This window comes from Virgibacillus sp. Bac330, from assembly GCF_003667845.1.
Classification (GTDB): Bacteria; Bacillota; Bacilli; order Bacillales; family Amphibacillaceae; genus Virgibacillus; species Virgibacillus chiguensis.
In genome coordinates this window covers 878715-899087 of record NZ_CP033048.1, presented here as the reverse complement: position 1 = coordinate 899087, position 20373 = coordinate 878715, and the positions used below count along the sequence as shown (strand labels likewise).

The 20373-nt window shown below is 35.3% G+C and carries 23 protein-coding genes and 1 tRNA gene; 11 read left to right on the top strand and 13 right to left on the bottom strand.

Translation table 11 applies throughout. From position 1 onward, the window contains the following. Positions 1 to 20: 20 nt before the first annotated feature. From D9780_RS03980 to D9780_RS03945, 8 genes are all read right to left on the bottom strand, one after another. On the bottom strand, positions 21 to 227 hold the full coding sequence (locus tag D9780_RS03980) for a hypothetical protein (protein WP_121639360.1): 207 nt from the start codon (positions 225 to 227) through the stop codon (positions 21 to 23). Positions 228 to 239: 12 nt separating this feature from the next. Beyond that, the gene (locus D9780_RS03975; protein ID WP_121639359.1) at positions 240 to 455 is read right to left on the bottom strand and encodes a hypothetical protein; all 216 of its coding nucleotides are present in this window, start codon (positions 453 to 455) and stop codon (positions 240 to 242) included. A gap of 12 nt (positions 456 to 467) precedes the next feature. Next, a complete protein-coding gene (locus D9780_RS03970; protein WP_121639358.1) occupies positions 468 to 653 on the bottom strand; it encodes a hypothetical protein in 186 nt (61 codons plus the stop codon). Between the two features lie 96 nt (positions 654 to 749). Then, positions 750 to 1022 carry a hypothetical protein gene (locus tag D9780_RS03965; protein ID WP_121639357.1) on the bottom strand — a complete coding sequence of 91 codons (273 nt, stop codon included), beginning with the start codon at positions 1020 to 1022 and terminating at the stop codon, positions 750 to 752. Positions 1023 to 1105: 83 nt separating this feature from the next. After that, a complete protein-coding gene (locus tag D9780_RS03960) occupies positions 1106 to 1381 on the bottom strand; it encodes a helix-turn-helix domain-containing protein (RefSeq protein ID WP_121639356.1) in 276 nt (91 codons plus the stop codon). 104 nt (positions 1382 to 1485) lie between these two features. Next, positions 1486 to 1719 (bottom strand): helix-turn-helix transcriptional regulator, encoded by a 234-nt coding sequence (locus D9780_RS21585; protein WP_371413729.1) that lies wholly within the window; start codon positions 1717 to 1719, stop codon positions 1486 to 1488. Between the two features lie 12 nt (positions 1720 to 1731). Next, the gene (locus D9780_RS03950; RefSeq protein ID WP_121639355.1) at positions 1732 to 2463 is read right to left on the bottom strand and encodes an ORF6C domain-containing protein; all 732 of its coding nucleotides are present in this window, start codon (positions 2461 to 2463) and stop codon (positions 1732 to 1734) included. Between the two features lie 11 nt (positions 2464 to 2474). Next, positions 2475 to 2705 carry a helix-turn-helix transcriptional regulator gene (locus D9780_RS03945; protein WP_116277231.1) on the bottom strand — a complete coding sequence of 77 codons (231 nt, stop codon included), beginning with the start codon at positions 2703 to 2705 and terminating at the stop codon, positions 2475 to 2477. A gap of 150 nt (positions 2706 to 2855) precedes the next feature. Between D9780_RS03945 and D9780_RS03940 the strand changes: the two genes are divergently transcribed. From D9780_RS03940 to xerC, 4 genes are all read left to right on the top strand, one after another. After that, on the top strand, positions 2856 to 3221 hold the full coding sequence (locus D9780_RS03940) for a helix-turn-helix domain-containing protein (protein WP_116277232.1): 366 nt from the start codon (positions 2856 to 2858) through the stop codon (positions 3219 to 3221). 286 nt (positions 3222 to 3507) lie between these two features. Beyond that, positions 3508 to 4473, top strand: a complete 966-nt coding sequence (locus tag D9780_RS20950; RefSeq protein ID WP_162985780.1) for a hypothetical protein — start codon at positions 3508 to 3510, stop codon at positions 4471 to 4473. A 156-nt stretch (positions 4474 to 4629) separates the two neighbouring features. Beyond that, positions 4630 to 5097, top strand: a complete 468-nt coding sequence (locus D9780_RS03925) for an ImmA/IrrE family metallo-endopeptidase (RefSeq protein WP_240458774.1) — start codon at positions 4630 to 4632, stop codon at positions 5095 to 5097. Positions 5098 to 5114: 17 nt separating this feature from the next. Next, entirely contained in the window at positions 5115 to 6329 is a 1215-nt protein-coding gene (xerC, locus tag D9780_RS03920) for a site-specific integrase (RefSeq protein WP_121639352.1), read from the top strand. A 128-nt stretch (positions 6330 to 6457) separates the two neighbouring features. Here xerC and D9780_RS03915 read toward each other — a convergent pair. Continuing rightward, positions 6458 to 6530: transfer RNA gene (locus D9780_RS03915), tRNA-Val, on the bottom strand. A 649-nt stretch (positions 6531 to 7179) separates the two neighbouring features. On the opposite strand from D9780_RS03915, the gene D9780_RS03910 reads away from it, so the two are divergent. Together D9780_RS03910 and D9780_RS03905 are read left to right on the top strand one after the other, a co-directional pair. Next, positions 7180 to 8778, top strand: coding sequence for an ATP-binding protein (locus tag D9780_RS03910; protein WP_121639351.1), 1599 nt, complete (start codon positions 7180 to 7182; stop codon positions 8776 to 8778). Then, on the top strand, positions 8756 to 9478 hold the full coding sequence (locus D9780_RS03905; RefSeq protein ID WP_077703127.1) for a response regulator: 723 nt from the start codon (positions 8756 to 8758) through the stop codon (positions 9476 to 9478). Before D9780_RS03910 ends, D9780_RS03905 begins: the two co-directional genes overlap by 23 nt. A 217-nt stretch (positions 9479 to 9695) precedes the next feature. On the opposite strand, the gene D9780_RS03900 is transcribed toward D9780_RS03905, so the two are convergent. The 4 genes from D9780_RS03900 to D9780_RS03885 all read right to left on the bottom strand — a co-directional run bounded on the left by D9780_RS03900 (position 9696) and on the right by D9780_RS03885 (position 14240). Continuing rightward, a complete protein-coding gene (locus D9780_RS03900; protein WP_073010850.1) occupies positions 9696 to 10721 on the bottom strand; it encodes a 2-hydroxyacid dehydrogenase in 1026 nt (341 codons plus the stop codon). 85 nt (positions 10722 to 10806) lie between these two features. Then, positions 10807 to 11862 carry an AEC family transporter gene (locus tag D9780_RS03895; RefSeq protein WP_073010847.1) on the bottom strand — a complete coding sequence of 352 codons (1056 nt, stop codon included), beginning with the start codon at positions 11860 to 11862 and terminating at the stop codon, positions 10807 to 10809. Between the two features lie 280 nt (positions 11863 to 12142). Next, on the bottom strand, positions 12143 to 13156 hold the full coding sequence (locus D9780_RS03890) for a 2-hydroxyacid dehydrogenase (RefSeq protein ID WP_121639350.1): 1014 nt from the start codon (positions 13154 to 13156) through the stop codon (positions 12143 to 12145). Between the two features lie 25 nt (positions 13157 to 13181). After that, positions 13182 to 14240 (bottom strand): AEC family transporter, encoded by a 1059-nt coding sequence (locus D9780_RS03885; protein WP_073010841.1) that lies wholly within the window; start codon positions 14238 to 14240, stop codon positions 13182 to 13184. A 568-nt stretch (positions 14241 to 14808) separates the two neighbouring features. Here D9780_RS03885 and D9780_RS03880 point away from each other — a divergent pair. The 5 genes from D9780_RS03880 (at position 14809) to D9780_RS03860 (ending at position 20292) form a co-directional block, all read left to right on the top strand. Continuing rightward, the gene (locus D9780_RS03880; RefSeq protein ID WP_121639349.1) at positions 14809 to 16545 is read left to right on the top strand and encodes an ABC transporter ATP-binding protein; all 1737 of its coding nucleotides are present in this window, start codon (positions 14809 to 14811) and stop codon (positions 16543 to 16545) included. Further along, the gene (locus D9780_RS03875) at positions 16535 to 18349 is read left to right on the top strand and encodes an ABC transporter ATP-binding protein (RefSeq protein ID WP_121639348.1); all 1815 of its coding nucleotides are present in this window, start codon (positions 16535 to 16537) and stop codon (positions 18347 to 18349) included. The genes D9780_RS03880 and D9780_RS03875 overlap by 11 nt, the downstream gene beginning before the upstream one ends. A 143-nt stretch (positions 18350 to 18492) precedes the next feature. Continuing rightward, on the top strand, positions 18493 to 19218 hold the full coding sequence (locus D9780_RS03870; RefSeq protein WP_073010832.1) for an alpha/beta hydrolase: 726 nt from the start codon (positions 18493 to 18495) through the stop codon (positions 19216 to 19218). 133 nt (positions 19219 to 19351) lie between these two features. Further along, complete coding sequence (locus D9780_RS03865; RefSeq protein ID WP_073010829.1) at positions 19352 to 19870, top strand: YjcG family protein; 519 nt, start codon at positions 19352 to 19354, stop codon at positions 19868 to 19870. Then, the gene (locus tag D9780_RS03860; RefSeq protein ID WP_121639347.1) at positions 19867 to 20292 is read left to right on the top strand and encodes a GNAT family N-acetyltransferase; all 426 of its coding nucleotides are present in this window, start codon (positions 19867 to 19869) and stop codon (positions 20290 to 20292) included. The genes D9780_RS03865 and D9780_RS03860 overlap by 4 nt, the downstream gene beginning before the upstream one ends. Positions 20293 to 20373: the final 81 nt, after the last annotated feature.

Sequence of the window (20373 nt, the reverse complement as noted above, 5' to 3'; positions counted from 1 at the left end):
TGAATGTATTAGATTGTTATTTATAAACTGATCGCATGGCGGTGCGATCTTTTTCTTTGCTTTTTTATAGTTTCAGATAGCGTTACTTCAAAAAAACGTTGTGGAATATAGCTCATTCCCCATTGTTCCGCTATCTGAAATTCTATGAATATAGAAGTAAGCAACATTTCCTTATCATAATTTGATAACTGTACTATCTCTTTGTAGATTTCATCGTAATTTCTCATTCTCTCACCCTCTCAATATGCCCGATCATATCTACCACCTAGAACTTCTAAGACTTCCTTTGCTTGATCTTCTAGTTCTCCTACTAAAAAGAAAGCCTCTTCAATAACCAAAATTTCTTCACCGCTAAACACTTCATTACCTAACGCATCTATACCGTATTGATTGGTATATACATTCATTTTTGGATAACCATATTGCCTAATTTGAGTAATTTCAGGATGCTCCATCTTTTACCCCTCCTAACCTAGTTCTTCAACACGTTCAATGATTAATTCGTGCGTTTTTTTAAACGCCATCCATTTTCCTTCAGCTATTCCAGATTCATAGGTACGATTATCTGGATAATGAACAAGATCTGCTTCCGCAAGAACCTCCTTGCTCAGTTTCAACAACTCTGTAGCAACAGCTTTATCTATTTCATTCATGATTTCCCTCCTAACTAGTAATCACAATTGATACATAAAGAAACACCATCATGACTATAAAAGCGACCCATATCTTAATTACATGTGCTTTATCGCTCATTTGTATTGCCTCTGTATCGCTTCGACGTTAATTTTTCGGTTAGCCAAATCTTGTACAGTTGCATAAAACTTATCTTGGTTGTATTTATGGCTGCTCATTTCATTGAGCACTCCAACTGACTTTAATAAATCCCTGGCTAGCATTTCTGCATCATCGTATTTTGCGTTACACATTGCATTTACAGTTCTTTCGGCAAGGTCAATTGTACACATACATTCTTTGCTTGCATGGCTAATGTCCTTTGGCAGAAAGTGTTCTTCTAAGTTCATGTGATCTCCCTCCTATATTTGCTCTAATATAATTAACGCCCATAGTAAAATTCCATATACAGCAACGTAATTATCGTTTGCTTTCATATGAGACCTCCGAATCTTAATATAGTGCCGGTTATTAATTGGGATAATTGCTGTACTGCACTTACTGCATCCGTGTTATAAATAAACGCTATTAATAAATCATGAGCCTGCGTTTGTTTACACCAATTAATTAAATCTGCGGCTTTTAACTCAAGTTTGTTGCTTTCTAGCCTAGACACATTACTGCGAGACATGTGCAGTCTTTCAGCCATATCTTCTTGACTAAAACCAGCACCTTTCCGCATCTTTTTTAAAACAGCTCCAAATTGCAATTGTTTCACCCCCTTTTTTGTGCAGGTAATGCACATGTGCGTGGGTTGCACAGTAATATGAATTTGTATGTTTTATAATGAAATTACCGACCCCCACTCGATGTCTAAGGTCTCATAACTCTCAGTTGTCCATATTGGCTACTTTGTTGTTTGTTTTCTTCATAGTTCATGATTTGGGGAATTGATCTTTTTTCTACCCAATCATCCACAAGGTCCTTCCTGAAAACCCATTTTCTCCTTCCTGGAAAGCGAAGGACCGGTAAATTCTCCTCATGAACATATTTTCTGAGAGTATTAACAGAAACCCCGATATACGCTGCCGTTTCCTTTGAATCCATATGACCTTGCACTTAAATCACCTCGTTAAAAGTTTGTTGATTGTTATATTCATCTATTTCTATTTTCAAGCTTGTAGATGGTTGCCACATACCGATGAATCGAAGCCCTTCTTCAAATTGCTTTTTTGGTAAATCTCCATAGCGCGGAATAGTGAAATGATCTTTAAAGTCACGCCAGAAGTTCGAAAATACTTTTCTGTTTAGCTCTTTATATGCTGGCGACTCTTTACCGCCTAAGACTTTCATTATTTTTCTGTTAGCATTTTTTCTAATTCGAAATTCTTCCGAACCATCGATGCGCATTGTTTCTTCTAAGCTTGTTATTCTTTCATTGTGTTGTTCTAGAGCTTCTGAAGCTTCAAGTGTTAATTTCAACGAAGCCATTAATTGTTCTTTATCTGATAAAACTCTTGGTTGTTGCAACTTTTCTTTCATAGCTTTGAACTCGCTTAAAAACTTAACTTTCATTTTCATAGCTTCCGGTGTTATATAAGACATTGCTATAATTGCGAAAGCATCTTCACTTAAATCAAATTTTGTGTACCACTGTTTATTTTGCGAGTGCTGATATTGGGTCTCGCCAAAGTTGGCGGCACTCCATTTTTGCTCGCCAGCTTCATGCAACTTAATGATTTGCACTTTGACATCCCTAACAACTTTGTCGTGAGGTTTAGCAAAAACTTCTGCTACCGTTAAGGTGTCAGTCAATACTTTATCGTTTTGAATAAAAACTAATTGTTTCATTTGATTGCCTCCTATATGGCTTGTTTTCCATTGGACGATTCGTCCAGATTATTATTAAAAAAAAGTTCATCTACAGTGTAATTTAATTTGTCGGCAATTCTTTTTGCTAGGTATATTCCCGGGGTTCTTTTACCTTGCTCGATTTTGTAATAGTAAGATGCTGATATCCCAACTTGTTCAGCTAATTTTTCAACATCCTTATATCCTTTTTCTATTCGTACATTCCGTAGCTTAGTTCTCATGTAATCACCACCTTTATATGGACGAAATGTCTTATATATTCATATTAATGGACGATTCGTCCAAAGTCAATACTTTTCTACCCTTTTCGTCCAAAAATATTTTTAAGTTGGACAAATGGGGTAAAATGAAGAGTAATGGAGGAATAAATTATGAATTTTAATGATAGATTAAGTAACCTTAGAAAAATGCATAAGCTAAGTAGAGAAGAACTAGCAAAGAAGTTAGGTGTATCATACTCAACTGTCGCTAAATATGAATCCGGGACAAGAGAACCAGACTTCAATACGCTAGATAACATTTCCCTTCTATTCGATGTAACTACTGATTATTTACTAGGTAGATCTGATCAACCGCATCTGTCTAAAGAAGAGGATATAACATATTTTAAGAATAAAATTGCTGAAGAATTTCCAGACATAGACCTCATGTTTAAAGATATGAAATCTTTAACCGCTGAGGACATGAAGGAAGTTTATGAGTATATAAAGTTTAAAAAGAGTCAGAAAGAAAAGTAATATAAACGGGGGTTAAATGCGTAGCAAAATTATGTTTTTTATTATTTTTGCTGTACTTATTTTTAGAAGCAAAACCCCTATTTCTTTTGATAATTTGAACAAGGAGCAAACAGTTTTCCTGTTGAACTCCTTCTACTCGACAAAGATTTATATGATCTTTCTTTGAGATATCAATCTATGATGAGTAGCCATGTACGGTGTCCCAAAAGAAATTTTTCTTTTGAAAAAAATTTAATCATTTAATAGGATTATAGAACTACAGACTATATAACTAGGAGGGGGTAAAATGGGGGTTATATTCGATGTATTGTTTTTCCTAAGCATGATTTTTATTGCATTAGGAATAATTTTACTATTAATAAAAGCATTATTTAAGAAAGGACCGTCTTTTAAAAAAGCGTCAATATTAGTTGCTTCTTCACTAACTGTATTTATAATCTCTGGAATATTCATGCCAGAATTAACACCTGAACAAAAGGCTAAAGTGGAAGAAAGGAAGGAAGAAAAAGAACTTGCTGCAGCTAAGCTAAAATCCGAAAAGGAAGAGCAAGAGAAACAAGAACGACAAGAGCTAGAACAAAAAGAAAAAGCAGATCAAGAACGCAAAGAAGAAGATAAAAAGAAAGAAAAGAAAATAGCTGAACAAGAAAATATGAAAAAAGAACAACAAGAAACAAAAGAAGAGGAAGAAAAATTAACAACACCTAAAAATGCGGTAAAAGAAAACATTAAAAACGAAAAATCTAAAGCCAAAATAAATTTATCTAACGCTAAAGATGCTAAATCTATTAATGAACTTTTAAAGAAAGATCATGATCGAATTGACAATGTCTTGCTTGAGAATAATATCGCAATTGTTATTTATGCTGAAGGATCATTTTGGTCGGAAACATCAGCATTCAAGGATTTTGCTATCGACTCTACCTCAATCATGAGAGAACTAAAAAACAATAAGAATCTAAAAGGAATTGGCTTTGTTCAAATGATGTCTATGACTGACCAAAAGGGCAATGAATCTATAGAAAGAACGATTATCACTCATTTTAATAAAGAAAATTATGATGAAATCAATTTTAAAAACTTTGTAAATCAAATTTATGCAGACTCAAGTAATTTTTATAAAGTTTCTAATGGATACTGGATGCATCCATCAATTTATCAAAATATAGAAGAAAAGACACTAAATGGATTACCTTTTGTTCCTGCTGAAAGCTTAAAAGGATTTAAAACGGTGTCAGATATCACAACTTAAGGTGCATTAACTACTGTACCTATTTTTATCCAATGAAGAATTGATTTAAAATACAAAGAGAAAAGAACTGTTAGGGCTATCAAAGGTGTGCTTAAAGCGCGCCTACTACTTTACTCTTTAAACGAACATACTTTCTATTAACTGGGGGGTTATGGGTTGTACACGCACCTTGAAGATTACATATATGAACTATATACATCAATTGGAATTGAAATTCCTGCTAACTTAGACAAACAAATAATAGCTAAAAAATTAGGTGTAGAAATAATTTACGAAGAAGATAAGCTATTTAGATTTGACAACGAAATAAGTTTAATCAGAAGCGATATGAGGCAAGAGTGGATGGATTTTGGTCATGAAATTGGTCACTATCTAAGACATTGTGGATGTCAGCTGAATATGCATCGTTTGTTTATAGATCTACAGGAATGGCAAGCGAACAACTTTGCTTATCATTTTTGCGTACCGACATTTATGCTGGGTAAGTTATATAACTATACAATATATGACGTTATGCAACTATTTAATGTTGATTATGATTTTGCTTACACAAGATTAGAAATGCACAAAAATAAAATGTTAACTGGAGGTTATTTTAATGAAGCTTATCTCACTAGAGCATAAACGAAGGAGGAAAAATAATGGCAAAAGGACATGCAAGGCCTAGAGCGAATGGTAAATGGCAGTTGGAAGTGGATCTCGGCAGCTATGTAGACCCGGCAACTGGAAAGACGAAGCGCAATCGAAAGTACAAGACGATTACAGCCAAGGGCTCCAGAGAAGCAGAAACAGAGCTGGCCCGATTTGTGGCTGAAGTAACAGGAAAAGGTTTTTATGAGCCTGAAAAGATGATGTTTATTGATTTTGTCAATCATGAATGGTTACCTAAACATGCTGAAAAGCATTTATCACATACAACCCTTGAAAATTATATCGGCTGCCTTGAAAAAAGGATACTCCCTGCTTTCCAATTTTTACGCTTGGACCAAATTAAACCAGTACATATATTAGATTTTCTGCACAACATCCAAGAAGTTGGAATGCGGCTTGACGGCAAAGAAGGCAAGTTGTCCAGTTCACAGGTTTTTTATCATTATAGAGTTTTAAACAATATTTTTAACTTTGCACAGAAACTTAAATTGATTAAGGATAACCCGGTAAAGAATGTGGATAAGCCAAAGGTAGAATATAAAGAGTCTAAAGTTTACACATTAGAAGAAGCGAGTAAACTGCTTGAGTGCCTCGAATTAGAAAGTGACGTTCCGCATTGGCAAATCATAATTAAACTGGCTATCACGACCGGCATGAGACGTTCTGAGTTATTTGGCTTGGAGTTTAAGCATTTTGACTATGATAATCGTATTGTGCATGTTAAACAAGCTCTAACATACACAAAGGAAAAAGGATACCAAGTGCATGAAATTAAAAAAGGAAACCGTACTTCCAATCAGAGGGATATAGTCTTATCCGAATCTCTCATTGCTCCCATAAAAAAGCTTGAACACCATCGAAAAAAAGAGAGACTTGCTGCTGAAAAATTATGGATGGATGGGAAGTATAATTTTATTCTAGCAGATATTACCGGGAAGCCCTTTAACCCAGAAGCGTTGAAAAACTGGTGGTCACGATTTATTAACCGGCACAAGTTAAAATATATAAATATTCATGCATTGCGACATACATCCGCTACTCTTTTGATAAACGAAGGTGTGCATGCAAAAGTCATTTCAGAACGTCTGGGCCATGCTGATATAAAAACAACAATGAATATTTATGGGCATGCCCTAAAACAAGCTGATGAACTGGCTACGAAAAAATTAGACGATGCCCTTTTCGGAACAACCAAAAAAGCATAATATAAACTATCTAAAATCAACAAGAAACAAGGTTTCGCCGTCAAAATGTCGGCGAAACCTTGTTTCTTGGTCAAGTCTATGAAACAGAAAAAACGCTCAATCCCTTGCAGGACAAGCGTTCTGAGGTATGATTCCGATTGGGCTCGAACCAACGACCTCCACCCTGTCAAGGTGGCGCTCTCCCAGCTGAGCTACGGAATCATAGAATCAATTAAAAGCGACAATTATTATTATACATAAGAACGTGTGATATTGCAAGTATTCGTAGGAAATCGTAATCGATATAATACTTGTCAATTTCTCCATATTTCTTTGGTCATGACAATATACACAGTTTCTGTATCACCATTTCTATGAACGAATATCGCTACGTAGTTAAAACCAACATTTTTATACATATCACACCATAGTATCTTCTTTTAGATTAAGTTTTGCATCAATTAAACAACAAGCAATGGGATCTGATCTTCAACCAAGTCCAATAATCTGTATAACACACTCCTTAGTCTCAACTATCTTTATGATTTAACCACTTATGATCAGGTGCATGAACTAGATGAAAAGCATATTCCCTTCCCTTTTTATATGGAGCACTTGTTTACTAATTTCCTTACAGAGACTAACAAATGTTACCAACTCTCTCATTATTGTTCATGTCACCAACTCTTAACGAACCACATTTGTACTAATACTTAATTTGTGCAAAAAATTCTTAAGTACTTTTCAGGCTCATTTTCTCACATACTATTGGAAGTGAGGATGCAATCCTGCTACAATAAAGAACAGAAAAAACAGAAGGGATCTGGACAACATTAAAGATAAATGGCTGGCAAAACTTTCATTGAAGAAAATGACTACCTTGCTCGTTTTAATCTCTGTCATAGCCTCGCTTATTGCTTCTGCCATTCTTTTAGATGACTATGTATTGGAGAGAGAACATCGAGCAGTGCAAAATAAAATTAAAAATGTTGCTAGAATGGTCGCTAAAGATACACGTGTGATAGACAAAGTGGAAGGTTCTCCGTCAGATGCTACTATTCAAAACTATGCAAATAAAGTGATGAATGCAACTGGCGTCAGCTTTGTTGTTGTTTTAGATAATGAACTTACTCGAAAGTCGCATCCAGATGAAAGTGTAATTGGTGGCACATTTTCTAATATTGAAGATGCAAGTAGATCATTGAATGGTACAGAGCATTATTCTAGACATATAGGAATCCTTGGAGAAGGAACACGCTTTTTTACACCGATTTGGAATGACGAAGGGGAACAGATTGGAATTGTTTGCGTAGGGTATGTGCAACAAACTATTAATGATGAATTATGGAATGCGCGGAAAAATTTATATGTCGGCCTCGGTGTTGGTCTATTAGTAGGTATCATAGGCGCGCTTTACTTAGCAAGATATTTGAAAAAAGTGCTATTAGGACTTGAACCTAAACAAATTGTTGCTCATATGAAAGAGAAAGAAATTATTATTGACTCTGTTAGTGAAGCAATTATTGCTGTTTCTCCTAAGCGCAAGGTATTATTACAAAATGTTAATTTTAATAAGCTACTCAATAAAACAGAAGTTGCAAAAAAAGCAATTTCCAATGGATACCTTAATGATACGCTTTTTTCCTTAATATTTGACGATGTATTTAAAACAGAGAAACCGATCGCTAACCGAGTAACAGTTATTAACCATTATGAATTTATCGTCAATGTGCAACTCATTTACATTGATAAGAGCATCTATGGAGCGGTAGCAACTTTATATGATCAATCTGAGCTACAACATCTAATTCGAGAGTTAAGCGGGACGGAACAATACATTGATTCTTTACGTGCGCAAAACCATAAGTTTATGAATCAACTCCACACTATTTTAGGTTTAATTGAACTAGAAAAGTATGAAGATGTGCACCATTTTGTTCGTGTCCTTAATCATAATTATCATCGTGAAATGGGCTTTGTGACGGATAAAATTAAAAGCTCAGCAATAGCAGGTTTTTTACTTGGGAAAACAAGTGAGCTCGACGAACAAGGTGTTACATTAATCATTGATGAAGACTCCTATTTTCCAGCGATAAAAATCGGCGATATGCTTCATGACTTACTACTCTCTATGGGTATTCTTATTGACAATGCAAAAGAAGCTGTCATAAATAGCTCTAAAAAGCAAGTAATCCTTTTTCTGAAATATGATGAGGCTGAAGAAGTAATCATGTTTGAAGTACAAGACACAGGACCGGGTATTGAAAAACATGTATTACCTAAAATATTCGAACGCGGTTATTCTACAAAAGGAGAGAACAGAGGCTATGGATTGGACGCCATTCAATCCATTGTAAAGCAGTATCATGGACTTGTCGATGTCCAAGCAAAAACTGGACGAGGAAGTACTTTTCGTATCGAATTTCCGTTCAAATGGAGGAACAAAAATGATGAAAGTAATGATCGTTGAAGACGATCCAATGGTAGCTACCATTAACCAACAATATATCGAACGATCAGAAGGATTTCATACCATTGCCGCAGTAGGAACAATTACGGAAGTTTGGGAAGCCTTAACAATGGACATACCCAATTTAATCTTGCTTGATGTTTATTTACCCGGCCAAACAGGCTTAGAATTTTTGCAAGAATTAAGACAAAAACAGTATTCGATCCCCGTCATCATGATTACAGCTGCGGATGATATTGGAACAATTAAAACGTCCTTAGAGTACGGAGTCATTGACTTTCTAATTAAACCTTTTACCTACCAACGATTTAAAGTAGCCATCGATAACTTTATGCAATATCATAAATTGACAACGAGCATGGAAAAAACGGATCAAGAAACGTTAGATCAACTGCTTATTAAAGAAAAAACACCAATATCATCCAGAAATAATAATGTCTTAACACCTCTCCCTAAAGGTTTATCCAAACTAACCTTAAAAAAGGTGCTTCAAGCTATTGAAAAACAGACTCATGCCTTCTCTACCGAGGATATTGCTTCAAGTATAGACTTATCACGAATTTCTACAAGAAAATACTTGCAGCATTTAAATGACATTGGTTTTTTAGAATCAGAATTAAAATATTTATCCGTTGGTCGTCCTATTATGATTTACCATGTCGTGCCAAACAAAGAGCATTTAATTGTAGATTATAAGTGAATTTACCCTTTAGATAAAAGAAAGTCTGTTGCAAAACCCACCATTTTTCTTGCTTTCAAACATGATAGGTAATCACTCACCTGCAAAAAATAACTCGACTCAAGATGCCCTTGTATCTTACTGTAAAAAAGAGGAAGCACCTTCAAAGATGCTTCCTCTTTTTTTACGATCGTAAAGTATAAAAACTTTTAGGGGTAATTATACTTTTTTAACAAATCTAGGATACAGCTTGACTCTTTTCAGGAAGTTCTACGACATTTGTCGTGCTCCCTTTTGTAATCGTATCATGTAAGTTTTCAAAGCTTGTCTCAATCATATTTGTTAAAGCTTCGTCTGTATTTGATCCGATGTGGGGTGTAATCAACACACGTGGATATAAATCAACAAGTGCTTGTACAGTTGAATCTAGCTTTTTACCATCATTAAACTGTTGGAAGAAAATCTCCTTTTCATTTGCAAATACATCCGTGGCAAATCCAGCTAATTTATGTGTACGAAGTGCTTTAAGGATCGCCTCATTATCTTGAAGTTCTCCTCTAGCAGTATTAATTAAAATGGCTCCCTCCTTCATTTTGGCAATAAAATCATCGTTGACCATATTATCATTTTTCCCTGGGAAATAAGGAACATGTAAACTCACAATGTCACTTTCTTTTAATAGATCATCTAATTCCATAAAAGTAACTGTTTGCTTCGCTTCTTCACTTTGGTAAACATCATAACCGAGCACTTCTGCACCAAGTCCCTTAAAAAGCTTTGCTTCTGTTAAACCTATTTTCCCTGTCCCGATAATCCCTACCTTACAGTTACGAATTTCTTTACTAAACATAACGGAATCAACAGTAAAATCTTTGTTCGCCGTTTTAGCGGTTGTGTAAGCAGTATGGCGTAATAACGACATAGCAAGCGTTAAAGCTAATTCAGCAATAGCATTGGGTGAATAAGATGGTACACGTGCTACATACATGTCGTAATCTGCTGCTGCTTGTAAATCAATATGATTATAGCCGACGGTTCTAGTAAATACATATTTAACCCCAAAGCTATGCATTTTTCCAATATTTATTCTATCGGCAACACAATTTCCTCGTAGTAACACAGCATCCATTCCTTTTGCTGTATCTATATTATCATGTGTTAGTAAATCCTCCACTAAAGTTAAATCAAAACCGTATTTATTTAATTGGTTAAAAAATGGCTCTTCATTCTCTCTTACGCCGTAACAAACTACTTTAATCGTCATTCTTACCCTCTCCTTATTGAATATTATTAATCATCAGATATCAAGTCTCGCATTTCATTTGTACGAAGCTCTAAAATCCTTTTTTTTAAAATAAATTTGTTGAAGTAATCATATTAATGACAATAATCCAGATTGGAACCATGACAACTGCACTAATCGTTGATAGTAAAGAAGCATTCGATGCAAGTAACGCATCCTTATCAAAGCTAATAGCATATGCAGCTGCTACTGTTGCAGTAGGTGCCGCCATCATAATAACGATGGTTCCTACAGATACTGCACTCATCGTCAAGATGCCCGTTAATGAAAGAATCGCCAAAATAACAATGTTAATAATTGGAACTAGTACAACTTTGTTCGCACTGTATATTAAGGATGTCCGATCCGAAATAGCTGTTTTAAAATCAACAGAGCCTAATGTTGCTCCAATTGCTAACCATGCTAAAGGTGAAGCTAAGCTGGCTAAGTATGTCATTGGCTTAAATAACCATGGAGCAGTTTGATCAATTCTTAAAAATGCTACAGTTGAAGCAGTACCATCTGCTGCTACAACGCTCATTTGTGGTAAGGAATCTTGAAATACCCAGATAAACAATCCTACAAAGGTAGCAATAACTATCGGATTTAAAAACATTTCTTTAATATTTTTTGCTTCCATTTTCAACCCGCTCATTTTTATATAGCCGTAAGAGTAAAGAAAGATCCGATAACCAATATTAAAGATGGAAGCGTATAGAACACCTTCAGCACCATAAATTGCTCCAACAATTGGAATACCAAAGAACGTAGTGGAACCAAAAATAGTTAGTACACGTAAAGTATCTTCTTTATCCCCTTTAAACTTCGCATACATTGGTTTAGAGACAATAATTAAAATAATATAAATAGCAATTCCCCAAATTAAAATACCCATTCCCTCAGCTAACGATTGTTGGTCAATGTCTTTCATAAAAGCTTTTAGTGCTAAAGCTGGTAACGCTACAGACAATACCACTCTGGATAACATTTTTCCTACTTGATCACTAAAGATATTTTTCTTTCTACAATAATAACCTAATAAAATAATGAACATCGTTGACGTAATCGCACTGATAATATTCATATCTGTAAAAGTGGTTTTAAAAATTTCTAGTATTTCCATCGTCTTTTCCTCCAAAATTTAATTGTGAATTTTTTCACATAATAATTTATAGATAATTTAGCGCGCTATCTCTTACAGCCTTATAATAGTGCAATCGCTTCGCTTTTAAAATATAATCTAACTAAACTAACTTTTGTAATTAAAGTAAGTGAAATACTGAGCATAACGGCTATACAATTACTCCTTGAAGAGTAAATTGTAATAATAACGGAAGTTTTTTATACTCAAAAAGCGGGAATATAATTAGTGGTTATCTTCGCCCCGCTATTTGAAATTAAACTTAGCTATTTTTTGTTACTGATACAGCATTCGGCGTGCTTCCATTTGTTAGTACATCATAAAAATTTTGGAAGCTAGTTTCAATCATGTTTTTAAGTGCCTCATCTGTATTGGAACCGATATGAGGAGTAATTAACACTCTTGGGTACAGTTCAATTAAACCCTTGACTGTTGGATCAAGCTCATCGTTGTTTGTAAACTTTTGGAAAAATATCTCTTTTTCATTAGCGAATACATCCGTAGCAAATCCTTCTATTTTTTTCGTTAATAAAGCCTCAAGTATTGCCTCATTATCTTGCAGTTCTCCACGAGCGGTATTAATTAGAATAGCCCCATCTTTCATCTTAGAAATAAAGGATTCATTAATCATCTTTTCGTTTTCACCTGGTAAATAAGGAACATGGATGCTGACAATATCACTGTCTTTTAACAATTCGTCCAGTTCTTTAAAAGTAACCACTTGTCTCGCTGCTGCACTTTGGTAAATATCATAACCTAACACCGTTGCACCTAAACCTTTGAACAATTTTGCTTCTGTAAGCCCAATTTTTCCTGTACCTATAATCCCTACTTTACAATTTCTCACTTCTTTACTAAACATGACTGGGTCAACGGTAAAATCTTTTTCTGCTGTTTTTGCTGTCGTATAAGCTGTATGCCTTAACAAAGACATCGCCAAAGTTAAGGCTAATTCTGCAATTGCATTTGGAGAATAAGAAGGAACCCTTGCTACATATATGTTATAATCTTTAGCGGCCTCTAAATCAATATGATTGTAGCCTACTGTGCGAGTGAAAACATACTTCACACCATACTCCTGCAATTTCTTCAAATTTTTCCTATCTGCCGTACAGTTAGCCCGTAATAAGACACCATCTGCCCCCTCTGCTGTCTCTATGTTTTCATGGGTTAACAAAGGTTTGATTAGCTTTAATTGAAATTGATATAGATTAAGTTTATGAAAGAAGGCAGTTTCATTTTCACGAACGCCATAACATACTATTTTAAAATTCATGCTGTCATTCTCCTTTTATACTTCATTATCCAAATATAGGTAGTCCAGCTATTATATTAATTACAATAATCCATATTGGAATAAATATGACTGCTGTAATGGTCGATAGGAGCGATGCGTTTGAAGCTAACAAAGCATCTCGATCGAAACTGATTGCATACGCTGCTGCCACTGTAGCTGTTGGGGTTGCCATCATAATTACTATTGTTCCTAAAGAAACATCACTTACAACAAGCACATTCGTTACTGCAAGCAAAGAAAGGAAAGCAATATTTAAAAGAGGAACAATAATTACTTTATTAAAGCTATAGAACAAGGATGTACGATCCGTTAAAGCTGCTCTAAACTTAATAGCCCCTAAGGTCGCCCCAATTGCTAACCACGCAAGTGGAGAAGCTAATCGCGCAAGATATTCCATCGGCTGAAACAACCAAGGTGCTGTTTGGTCAATGCGCAAAAATGCCACATCTGCCTTTGTTCCATCTTCTGCCACGACACTAACTTGAGGCAAATACCCTTGGAATATCCAGATAAATAATCCTAAAAAAGTGGCAATGATGATAGGATTAAGAAACATTTCTTTTATATTTCCAACTTCCATTTTCAATCCACTCATTTTGATATACCCATAAGAGTATAGAAAAATACGGTACCCAATGTTGAAAATAGAGGCATATAAAATTCCCTCTGCTCCATAAATTGCTCCAACAATCGGTATTCCAAAAAATGTGGTAGATCCAAATATAGTTAATACACGCAATGTATCCTGACGATCTCCTTTATATTTTAAATACATTGGTTTGGATATCAGGATCAAAATAATATAGATAGCTATCCCCCAGATAAGCACCTCTATTCCTTCTGCTAATGATTCAGCATCAATATCTTGCATAAATGCTTTAAATGCTAACGCTGGTAATGCAACAATAAGAACTACTTTTGATAGTACCTTTCCAACTTGATCATTAAATAATTCTTTTTTACGTAGAAAAAACCCCAACAATATAATGAACAACGTAGAAGAAATGGCACTAACTATTTTCATATCTGTAAATGTCTGTTGAATCTCTTGAAGTATCGTCATGATTTCCCTCCAAATTTTTAATATATCCTTTACATTTGAATAAAGGCTCGGGGCGCCCGTTTAGCAACGTAGTGACTGGAACGAATCAACGAAAGTTTTAGGGATCATGCTCCTGCAACAGGAGTATGCCGGCACCCTCCGGCAAGTCCGTCTTTAATCGACCTTCCTATTTAGAACGAACCGATGATGACTTATCTTAGGGCAATGGAGTGAAGTCGCCTAGTTGTTGGGCGCTTGTGCCGGACGGGGCCTATTCAGTTATTTGGTTACGCCGCAATGCTTTTCTTATTTTTTAAAAAAAGCTTGAATTGACTCAAACAAATTTTTCCCTATAGTCTGCTTTTTATACAAAGCGCATTTATAAGGAATACATTATTTTAAAAATAAAATGGAAATGATAGCTTAAGAGCCTTTCTCTATCTTTTACTTGAAGTGGTCTGTCGGTTTTTGCAAATCTTATTTGTGAATTATTGATCATTAATCTATTTACGGTTTGGATATTGGATAAATCCATAAAATGCATTTATAATAGGTAGAAATTGTGTAGCATCATGGGGAGGAGTCATCCTTGAAGACTGTTTTATCATTTATGAAACCATATAAGCTACCGGCTGCCGTTGCATTTGCACTTATGCTTGTTGAACTGGCTGTGGAGCTTGCACTTCCCTTCTTATTAGGGAAAATGATTAACGAAGGAGTGGTGAATCAAGATTTATCAACCATCTTGAAATGGGGAAGCATTATGATTACGCTTGCTTTCATCGCTTTCATAGCTGGTCTGATTAACTCATTTTACGCTTCACATGTAAGCTGGGGGTTTGCTTACGACCTACGTGAAAAGCTATTTGCTAAAATACAAGCTTTTTCATTTTCACATTTGAATCAATATCCAACATCTGCTTTAATGACTCGATTTTCCAATGATATTCGACAAATGCAAAATACCATTTATATGCTCCTTCGAATTATGTCAAAAGCACCACTAATCGTTATTGGTGGTGTTGTAATGGCCTTTATCGTAAACGCTAAGCTTGCTATTATTTTTCTCATTACCGTTCCCCTATTAGTTGGTTTTGTTCTTTGGGTGCTTCAAATTGCTAGCAAGTTATTTCAAAACGTACAAAAAAGCGTCGATACATTAAATCAGGTGATGCAAGAAAATTTGAGTGGTATGCGCTTAATCAAAGCTTTTTCTCGTAGAAAACACGAAGAAGTACGATTTAAAAAAGCTAACCAATCGTTAGCCGAAAGAACGAGGTCGACCTTTCGTTTCGTTGAAGCTTCGATGCCCATTTTGTTATTTGTTATGAATATGAGCCTATTATTTATTATTTGGTTAGGCAATGCACAGGTAGTAGCTGGAACGACGAATGTTGGTGATGTTGTTGCAATTATTAATTATGCATTAAGAGTTTCCATGTCTATTTCTATGTTTACATTTATTATTATGGCGTTTTCACGAATGCAAGCATCTACCAAGCGTGTGAACGACATTTTGCATATCCATACAGAGGGGGCGCAAAACGTAGATTGGAATGACACTACCGTCAATCATGTTCAACGTGGGACAATATCTTTCCAACACGTATATTTTTCCTACCCTGCTCATAAAGAATCGGTCTTGCACGATATCACCTTTAACGTGAAAAGCGGAGAAAAAATTGCTGTAATGGGTGCTACTGGTGCAGGGAAGACATCTTTATTTCAATTAATCCCTCGATTGTATAAGGCTAATCATGGGATCATTACCATTGATGATCAAGACGTTACGTCGTATCCTTTGAACCAGCTTCGCGATAGTATAGGCTACGTACCTCAATCTCCTTTACTATTTACTGGCATGATAAAGGAAAATATCGCTTGGGGAAAACCTCGGGCTACCATGGAAGAAATTATACAAGCGGCAAAAGATGCTCAAATTCATGAAACAATTATGCAGTTAAATGAGCGTTATGAAACTAAAGTCGGGCAAAAAGGAGTGAATCTTTCTGGAGGACAAAAACAACGAATTTCTATCGCTAGAGCACTTATTCGAAAACCAAAAATCCTAATGTTGGATGATAGTACGAGCGCACTGGATTTAGCTACAGAATCTCAATTGTTAGAAGCTATTGAAACCTATCATTGCACTACATTAATTATTACGCAGAAGATAAGTACAGCAATGCGTGCCGACCGTATTCTTCTTTTGGATAAAGGAGAGATACTAGCACTTGGCACACATCAATTCCTTCTTAAGTCTTCTGAGCTATATCAACGTATTGTAGAATCTCAATTTGGAAAGGAAGTTTCCCATGCTAAGTAAACAATTGAAACAGCCTTTTCAATATAAAAAAATACCCATATCATCAAATTCAAGCCATAATCAAAAACGTGCTCAAGATACGAAAGGAACCATCAAACGCATTTGGTCTTATTTAGCTAATGAAAAAATAAAGTTAACACTCGTTATTTTCATGGTAGTCGCTAGTTCTGCGCTTGGTCTTTTAGGACCGTTTATGATTGGTATGGCAATTGATGATTTCATTGTTACTAAACAAACAACCGGATTAGTTACGTTATTGATTTGGCTTGTAGTCATCTATCTCTTACATGCTTTATCCATTTTTCTGCAAAATTTTTGGATGATTGGCATCGCCCAAACTACCGTTTTCACGCTAAGAAAACACTTGTTTTATCAATTTCATCGGTTGCCAATTGCTTATTTTGATAAGCGGCAACACGGGGAATTAATGAGTCGGATTACAAACGATATTGACAATGTGAATAACACGTTGAATCAATCCGTTATCCAAATATTCTCGAGTATTCTAACTCTAACAGGAACGATAGGTGTTATGCTCTATCTTAGCCCGATACTAACAGCTATAACTATGGTAATAGTACCCATTATGTTTCTTGCCATTCGCTGGATAACAAAGCGAACGGGCCCTTTATATAAATTACAGCAGAAAAATTTAGGCGAAATTAATGGGTATGTTGAAGAAATTTTATCTGGTCAGCATATTGTCAAAGCTTTTTCTCAAGAACAGCGTGTTATAAAAGAATTTGAAACACGTAATAAGCAATTAAACCATGCAGGTTTTTGGGCCCTGACCATTTCTGGATTTATCCCCAAAGTAATGAATATGCTCAATTTTTTAAGCTTTGGACTCATCGCATTAGCGGGAGGCATTTTAGCTATAAATAATATCGTAACAGTAGGCGTTATTGTCATATTCACAGAATATGCTAGACAATTTACACGACCGTTAAATGAATTGTCCAATCAGTTTAATATATTATTATCTGCTGTAGCAGGCGCCGAACGAGTATTTCGTGTATTGGATGAAGAACAGGAAGAATCAGATGAGAAGACGGCTCGAAAGCTTACCACTACAAATGGACATTTCGTTTTTAATAAAGTTTTTTTTGGGTATGGAAATAGCTATATTTTAAAGAATATTAGCTTTGAGGCAAAACCAGGTGAAACAATTGCTTTTGTAGGGCACACAGGTGCAGGAAAAACAACCATCATTAATTTAATCTCTAGATTTTATCATTACGATGCAGGAGAAATATATCTGGATGGCATACCATTAAACACCATTCAACGTTCTAGTTTAAGACAACATATGGCATTTGTTTTACAAGATGCCTTTTTATTCAGAGCAACTATTCGTGAAAACATTAGATATGGACGTCTAGATGCAACGGATGATGAAGTCATTCAAGCGGCAAAAGATGCGAATGCGCATGCATTTATTCAACGCTTACCGAATGCATATGACACAATGCTTGACCAAGAAGGAAGCGGCATTAGTCAAGGACAAAAGCAATTACTGACGATTGCACGCGCACTGTTAGCGAAACCGAAAATCTTGATTCTTGATGAAGCGACAAGTAATATTGACACTATAACAGAGCTTAAGATCCAAGATGCTTTAAAACGTTTAATGAAGGGGAGAACGAGTTTCGTCATTGCTCATCGACTGAACACAATTCAAGAAGCCGATAAGATTATTATGCTAGAAAATGGGGAAATCAAAGAACAAGGTAGCCATGAGGAACTGTTTGCCTTGCAAGGTGAGTATTATCATTTAAATAAAGGACAGGTAAGGGAACAATAAGGAAACTCCTGTAATTCATACCCATGTCCTTTATCGCTACAAACTTTACACATGTGAAATCAGGACCTTGCACTTGTCAGGTTTTTTAAATCTAATGTGAAAGGATAAGACACATTTATATTCAGGTAAAAGGAGTGAAAAACTTGGGAAGAAAAGGTTCTATGATTGAGAAACAAATCAATAGCAAGTACTTACAAGAAAATATGACATTAACGATTTATCAACCGGAAGATTTCTCCCCACTATACAAATATCAACTTTGCATTATGCAAGATGGCAATGATTATTATCAGCTTGGAAGAGTAGCTACTTTAAGTGATCGGCTACATGATAATCAAGAAATTACCAATACGATATTTGTTGGCATTCATTACAAAGATAAGTTTGACCGTCGTGAAAAGTATCATCCAGACGGTAAACAAAATGAAGCATATATAAAATTTTTAGGACATGAGGTTGTACCTTTTTTAGATCATTTATTTCCCACTTATTACATGGGGCAATCTAGAGCCTTATTAGGCGACTCTTTAGCAGGAACGCTTGCCCTTATGACAGCCATTCGCTACCCAAATACGTTTGGAAAAGTCATCATGCAATCTCCTTATGTAAACGAAACCGTTTTAAATGCAATAAAAACAGCCAAAAACTTGGATCGAGTTGCCATTTACCATACAATCGGAAAAGCTGAAACAAACGTACAGATGACCAATGGCGAAAGGATGGACTTTCTTACACCTAATCGAAAGCTTCATGACATCTTACAAAGTACCACCTCCAGCTATGATTATTACGAATTAGAGGCTGGAGAACATACATGGAAATATTGGCAACAGGATATGAAGCGCACCCTTATCTCCATGTTTCCATAATTTTTTTCAGATAGTACAAAATACTCTCTTACTTTATCCACATATTTGATATAATGAAGGTTAAGGTAAAATCATTGCAAAGAGTTGAATAAATTAGGCATAAATCATTGATTCTACTAGGAGGTTTTATGAGATGAAATATGGTATTGTTATTTTTCCAACAAAGGAAATTCAAGATGAAGCAAACTCTTATCGAAAAAGGTATGATCCACACTATGCTTTAATTCCTCCGCACATTACGTTAAAGGAATCTTTTGAAGCAGATGATCAACTGATTAATGATTTAATTATTGAATTAAAACATATTGCTAATGAAATGGATCCTTTTACCATTCATATGAACAAAGTTAGTACTTTCGCTCCGATAACGAACACCATCTATTTTAAAGTCGAACCAAGGCAAGAGCTCGTTGACTTATACGAGAGAATGCATGCAGGTAAATTTCCTGATAATCAAGAATATGCTTTTGTACCACATATAACGATTGCTCAAAAGCTTCCAGATGATGAATACTCTGATGTATATAGCAGCTTAAGCATGAAGAAAACCCAACTAGAAGATCAAATTGATCGTTTCCAATTAATGTATCAGCTAGAAAATGGATCTTGGACCGTTTACGAAACATTTGTGTTTGGAAAGGAATACGTATGATTATAAAAGAAGTCACAACAAATAAAGAACAGGACGACGCCTATCGTATCCGTACTGTCGTCTTTATTCAGGAACAAAATGTATCACCTGAAGAAGAAATGGATAAATATGATGACGAAGCAATCCACTTCATAGTTTACGATGGCGAAACTCCTATCGCTACTAGCCGTCTCCGTTTTGTAGCGCCTTACGGGAAGCTTGAAAGAATTTGTGTATTAAAAGAATATCGTGGGAAATCTATTGGAAAACAGTTAATTCACCGTATGGAACAGGCCATTCTTGAAAATGACTTTCAAAAAGCAAAGTTAAATGGGCAAACACACGCAGAGAAATTTTACCAAAAATTAGGGTATGAGACTATATCTAATGAGTTTCTAGATGCTGGTATCCCTCATGTTACAATGGTAAAACAATTACCTTGAACACTCATTAGTAATTTAGACTTGCATAAAGTAATAGTTATTGTTTTTTCAACAGGAGCTGGTCTTTGCACCTACTCCTGT

Excerpts from the sequence above, each read along its gene's own strand:
- D9780_RS03975 (WP_121639359.1), bottom strand. The coding sequence starts at position 455 with ATGGAGCATCCTGAAATTACTCAAATTAGGCAATATGGTTATCCAAAA.
- D9780_RS03910 (WP_121639351.1), top strand. The coding sequence starts at position 7,180 with ATGACTACCTTGCTCGTTTTAATCTCTGTCATAGCCTCGCTTATTGCT.
- D9780_RS20950 (WP_162985780.1), top strand. The coding sequence starts at position 3,508 with ATGGGGGTTATATTCGATGTATTGTTTTTCCTAAGCATGATTTTTATT.
- xerC (WP_121639352.1), top strand. The coding sequence starts at position 5,115 with ATGGCAAAAGGACATGCAAGGCCTAGAGCGAATGGTAAATGGCAGTTG.
- D9780_RS03875 (WP_121639348.1), top strand. The coding sequence starts at position 16,535 with ATGCTAAGTAAACAATTGAAACAGCCTTTTCAATATAAAAAAATACCC.
- D9780_RS03980 (WP_121639360.1), bottom strand. The coding sequence starts at position 227 with ATGAGAAATTACGATGAAATCTACAAAGAGATAGTACAGTTATCAAAT.
- D9780_RS03860 (WP_121639347.1), top strand. The coding sequence starts at position 19,867 with ATGATTATAAAAGAAGTCACAACAAATAAAGAACAGGACGACGCCTAT.
- D9780_RS03950 (WP_121639355.1), bottom strand. The coding sequence starts at position 2,463 with ATGAAACAATTAGTTTTTATTCAAAACGATAAAGTATTGACTGACACC.
- D9780_RS03970 (WP_121639358.1), bottom strand. The coding sequence starts at position 653 with ATGAATGAAATAGATAAAGCTGTTGCTACAGAGTTGTTGAAACTGAGC.
- D9780_RS03865 (WP_073010829.1), top strand. The coding sequence starts at position 19,352 with ATGAAATATGGTATTGTTATTTTTCCAACAAAGGAAATTCAAGATGAA.
- D9780_RS03895 (WP_073010847.1), bottom strand. The coding sequence starts at position 11,862 with ATGGAAATACTAGAAATTTTTAAAACCACTTTTACAGATATGAATATT.
- D9780_RS03885 (WP_073010841.1), bottom strand. The coding sequence starts at position 14,240 with ATGACGATACTTCAAGAGATTCAACAGACATTTACAGATATGAAAATA.
- D9780_RS03945 (WP_116277231.1), bottom strand. The coding sequence starts at position 2,705 with ATGAGAACTAAGCTACGGAATGTACGAATAGAAAAAGGATATAAGGAT.
- D9780_RS03890 (WP_121639350.1), bottom strand. The coding sequence starts at position 13,156 with ATGAATTTTAAAATAGTATGTTATGGCGTTCGTGAAAATGAAACTGCC.
- D9780_RS03940 (WP_116277232.1), top strand. The coding sequence starts at position 2,856 with ATGAATTTTAATGATAGATTAAGTAACCTTAGAAAAATGCATAAGCTA.
- D9780_RS03905 (WP_077703127.1), top strand. The coding sequence starts at position 8,756 with ATGATGAAAGTAATGATCGTTGAAGACGATCCAATGGTAGCTACCATT.
- D9780_RS03900 (WP_073010850.1), bottom strand. The coding sequence starts at position 10,721 with ATGACGATTAAAGTAGTTTGTTACGGCGTAAGAGAGAATGAAGAGCCA.
- D9780_RS21585 (WP_371413729.1), bottom strand. The coding sequence starts at position 1,719 with ATGGATTCAAAGGAAACGGCAGCGTATATCGGGGTTTCTGTTAATACT.
- D9780_RS03965 (WP_121639357.1), bottom strand. The coding sequence starts at position 1,022 with ATGAACTTAGAAGAACACTTTCTGCCAAAGGACATTAGCCATGCAAGC.